This window comes from Variovorax sp. P1_H12_2, from assembly GCF_056405335.1.
The window spans coordinates 1-4,773 of record NZ_JBFUCI010000459.1; the positions used below are offsets into that span (position 1 = coordinate 1).

The following is a 4,773-nucleotide window of genomic DNA, read 5'->3' on the forward strand; positions in this document are numbered from 1 at the left end:
GTGCTCGTGGTCGACGATTCCAAGACCGAACTCGTGTTCCTGACCGACCTGCTCCAGAAGAACGGCTTCTCGGTCAAGACGGCGGAGAACGCGGATGACGCGATGCGCCGGCTCGAAGAGGAGCAGCCCGACCTGATCCTGATGGATGTCGTGATGCCGGGGCAGAACGGCTTCCAGCTCACGCGCGCCATCGCCCGCAATCCGCAGTACGCGGCCGTGCCGATCATCCTGTGCACCAGCAAGAACCAGGAAACCGATCGCGTGTGGGGCATGCGCCAGGGTGCCCGCGACTACATCGTCAAGCCGGTGAACGCCGCCGAGCTGATGGCCAAGATCAGCGCCCTGGCCTGATCGAGCTCCCTGCCGCCCATGGCCAACCGCGACGCTCTCCGCGCTTTCCAGTCCCGGCTCGCCAGCCGCCTGCAGGCGGCGCGCACCTCGGACGTGTCCGCCTCCTGGCTTGCCGTGGAGGCGGGCGAATCGAACTATCTGTTCCCGCTCGGCCACGCCGGCGAGATCTTTCCCTGGGTGGCCCCGCAGTCCGTGCCCTACACCGCGCCCTGGTTCCTGGGCGTGGCCAACCTGCGCGGCGGCCTCTACGGCGTGGTCCAGCTGTCGAGCTTCGCCGGCGGCGCCGTCACGGCACCCGTGGTGAACGACGCCGCCCGCGCGCAATCGCGGCTGGTGGCGCTCAACGAAATGCTGGAAGTCAACTGCGCCTTGCTGATCGACCGCCTGGTCGGACTGCGCGGCGTGGAAGCCTTCGTCGCCTCGGAGGCGCCGCAGGGCGACGCGCCGCCCTGGTTCGGGAATTCGTACACCGACGCCGCCGGRGGGCGCTGGCAGGAAATCAACCTGCAGGCGCTTTCGCAGCAACCCCAGTTTTTGAGTATCGGCGCCTGAGCGGCCTGCCGAGCACCGACTACAACCTGAAGGACCGACCGTGAGCTCGATCGCCGACAAGTTCAAGAAACTCCTGCCCCAAGGCGGCCACAGCGTCACCGTGGGCGCCGACAGCGCAGCCACCCTGTCGCTGGACAGCATCGAAACCGTGCAGACGGGCGACGACAGGGCCGAGCCGGTGCGCCGCGATGCCGTGCCGGAGCCCGAGGCCTCGCCGGCGGCGGCCGATGCCGCGCTGCAGAGCGCGGGGGAGGTGCCACCGGCCGACGGTTCCGGCGCCGTGCCGCCGCCGGGCGCGACCCGATCGAGGCGCTCGCGGCGATCCAGCCCGGCGCGCCAGCAGCGGATCCTCGCGCTGGCGCTGGCGGGCGTGGTGCTGCTGCTGCTGCTGGTCGCCGGCTCCGCCATCCTGCGTGCTGAACGCCTGGCGCAGCAGGTGGCGGCCACCGGCCAGTCGCTGATGCAGTCGCAGCGACTCGCCAAGTCGGTGTCGCAGGCGCTGGTCGGCAACGTCGCCGCCTTCGTCGAAGTGCGCGACAGCGCGGACGACCTGACCCGCCGCGTGCAGGGCCTGACCCACGGCGACGATGCCCTCAAGCTGGAGCGCGCGGGCAGCCAGTACGACGCCGAGCTCGGCAAGATCGGCCCGCTGGTCGAGCGGGCCGACAAGAATGCCAAGGCCGTGCTCGCCCAGCAGAAGATCCTGACCCAGGTCGGCACCGCGCTGCGCGACATCAATCGCCAGTCCTCGGACCTGCTCGAGATGGCCGAGACCGTGGCTTCCCTGAAGATGCAGCAGAACGCGACCATCCCGGAAATCTCCGCCGCCGGCCAGCTGGTGATGCTGACGCAGCGCATCGGCAAGTCGGCCAACGAGTTCCTGACGGTCGAGGGCGTGAGCCCGGACGCCGTGTTCCTGCTCGGCAAGGACCTGAACAGCTTCCAGGAAATCACCCGCGGCCTGCTCGACGGCAGCCCGCAGCAGCGCCTGCCGGGCACGCGCGACGCGCAGACGCGCCAGCAGCTCGAAGCCATCCTGAAGACCTACGAATCGACCCGTACCCAAGCCGGCGCCATCCTGGGCAATCTGCAGGGCCTGGTGGCGGCGCGCGAGGCGCAAGCCGCCATCCTGGCCGACAGCGAACCGCTGCGCACCGCGCTCGGCGACCTGCAGGAAAAGCTCTCGGCCCGCACCGGCCTCGGCGCCGGCACGGTGGTGATGCTGTTCGTGCTGTCGCTGGCCGCCCTGGCGCTGGCCGGCGCGATCGGTTTCGTGCAGGTGCGCGAAGGCCGCGAGCGTGCCGCCGCGGCGGAGCGCGATCGGGTCGAGGCCGAGCGCGTGAGCGAGGACGCGAGCCGCGTCAACGCTGCCAACCAGGCCGCCATTCTGCGTTTGATGAACGAACTGCAGACGGTGGCCGAAGGCGACCTGACGCAGGAAGCCACGGTGACCGAGGACATCACCGGCGCCATCGCCGACTCGGTGAACTACACGGTGGAAGAGCTTCGCCTGCTGGTGGGCAACGTGCAGAACACGGCGACCCGCGTGGCGCAGACCACCTCTCAGGTGGAAAGCACCTCGACCGAACTGCTGGCGGCCTCGACCGAACAGCTGCGCGAGATCCGCGAGACCGGCCAGTCGGTGCTGACCATGGCCGAGCGAATCAACGGCGTGTCCTCGCAGGCGCAGGAATCGGCCACGGTGGCGCGGCAATCGCTGCAAGCCGCTTCGTCGGGCCTGCAGGCGGTGCAGAACGCGATCGGCGGCATGAACTCGATCCGCGACCAGATCCAGGAGACCTCCAAGCGCATCAAGCGCCTGGGCGAGTCCTCGCAGGAGATCGGCGAAATCACCGAGCTGATCTCGGACATTACCGAACAGACCAACGTGCTGGCGCTCAACGCCGCCATCCAGGCCGCCTCGGCCGGCGAAGCCGGTCGCGGCTTCTCGGTGGTGGCGGAAGAAGTGCAGCGCCTGGCCGAACGCTCGGCCGACGCCACGCGCCAGATCTCGGCGCTCGTGAAGGCCATTCAGACCGACACCCAGGATGCGGTGGGCGCCATGGAGCGTTCCACGCAGGGCGTGGTGGAGGGCGCGAAGCTGTCCGACAACGCCGGCACCGCGCTGTCGGAGATCGACCGCGTGTCGCGCCGGCTGGCCGAACTGATCGAGCAGATTTCGCAGTCCGCCTCCCGCGAAGCCGATTCGGCCAACGTGGTGGCCGCGAACATCCAGCACATCTTCGCCGTGACGGAGCAGACCGGCGAGGGCACGCGGACCACCGCGCAGCAGGTTCGCGAGCTCTCGCACATGGCCGAGGAACTGCGTCAGTCCGTGTCTCGTTTCAAGATTGCCTGAACGCCGAGCGCCCAACGTGTCGATCCAAAGCCCCACCGTCGCCCACACCGCCGGCAACGCGCCGGCCACCGAGGATCTCGGGCCGCTGGCCTGGGTCCTGGGAGAGATCCAGAAGTCGCTCGACGGAGTCGGCAAGACGCTGCGGCGCTTCGCCCGCGAGGCCGCCGCCGCCGCGCCGGGCACGGAGATCGAYACCGCGCCGCTGCGCCTGACGCGCCAGCATCTGCACCAGGCCGTCGGTGCGCTCCAGATGGTGGGCCACACGGCGCCGGCCCTGGTGCTGGGCGCGATGGAGTTCGCGGTCCAGAGCTTCGTCACGGAGCCGCTGCGCTGCAACGAGAGCGCGGTCGAGAAGATCGATCGCGCGGGCTTCGCGGTGGCCGACTTCCTCAACGCGATGATCGCCGGCAAGGTGGTGTCGTCGGTGGCGCTGTTCCCGCAGTACCGCGAGGTGCTCGAGCTGGTCGGCAACGAACGGGTGCATCCGGCCGACCTCTGGAGCATGACCTGGCGCTGGGTCGAGATCAAGCCGGCGCCGACCCAGTCTGCGCTGGTCTATGACCCGGCGGTGCGCTCCAAGCTCGACCGCGAGGTGCTCAAGGTCGTCAAGAGCGGCGACGACCACGCCGCCCGCCGGCTCCAGGCGCTGTGCCTCGGGCTCGGGCGCGGCGCGTCGATGCCGCGGGTCGCGAGCTTCTGGACCCTGGCCGCCGGCTTCTTCGAGGCCCTGGCGCTGGCGCTGATACCGACCGACTCGCATGTGAAGCGCGCCGCTTCGCGCGTGCTGCTGCAATACGCCACCCTGGCACGCGGCGACAACACCGTGTCCGATCGCCTGGGCCAGGACCTGCTGTTCTTCTGCGCGCAGGCCGCGCCCGGCCCGCGCGACGAGGCCGCCACCCTGCGCGCGGTGCGCGTCGCCTGGGGCGTCGCCAACGAACAGTCGGTCGACTACACGATCGAGCAGTTCGGCCGCTTCGACCCGCTGGTGCTGGCGCAGGCGCGCAAGCGCATCGAGGCCGCGAAAGAGATGTGGTCGGCGCTGTCGGGCGGCGACACCAGCCGCACGCGGCAGGTCGCCGACACCTTCGCGCAGCTCGGCGAATCGCTCCAGAAGCTGCATCCGCCCAGCGCACCGATGGTGCAGGCGCTCAACAATGCGGTCGAGGCCTCGATGGGGTCGGGCCAGCCGCCGGCGACCGAGCTGGCGATGGAAGTCGCGACTTCGGTGCTGTACCTCGAGGCCGCCTTCGAGGACCTCGATCCGCACGACCGCCAACTTACCGCGCGCACCGTGCAGCTGGCGGGCCGCATCGAGCGGGCCCGCGACGGCGGCCGCTCCGAGCCGCTCGAGCCCTGGATGGAGGAGCTCTACCGCCGCGTCAGCGATCGCCAGACCATGGGCACCGTGGTCGGCGAGCTGCGCAGCCACCTGGGCGAACTCGAGAAGTCGCTCGATCAGTTCTTCCGCAGGCCGACCGAAAAGGGCCTGCTGCGCACCGTGCCGAGCC

4 protein-coding genes are annotated in these 4,773 nt (G+C 70.0%); all 4 read left to right on the forward strand.

What is annotated here, in order from left to right:
• Positions 1-351 (forward strand): response regulator transcription factor (locus AC1D2K_RS29970; RefSeq protein WP_478093483.1); only part of this gene is annotated, 351 nt, incomplete at its 5' end.
• Positions 352-369: 18 nt separating this feature from the next.
• A complete protein-coding gene (locus AC1D2K_RS29975) occupies positions 370-903 on the forward strand; it encodes a chemotaxis protein CheW (RefSeq protein ID WP_478093484.1) in 534 nt (177 codons plus the stop codon).
• 49 nt (positions 904-952) lie between these two features.
• Positions 953-3,262: a methyl-accepting chemotaxis protein gene (locus tag AC1D2K_RS29980; RefSeq protein ID WP_478093487.1), complete on the forward strand. Its 2,310-nt coding sequence runs from the start codon at positions 953-955 to the stop codon at positions 3,260-3,262.
• Positions 3,263-3,278: 16 nt separating this feature from the next.
• The coding region (locus AC1D2K_RS29985) for a FimL-related protein (RefSeq protein WP_478093485.1) at positions 3,279-4,773 on the forward strand (1,495 nt) is incomplete at its 3' end.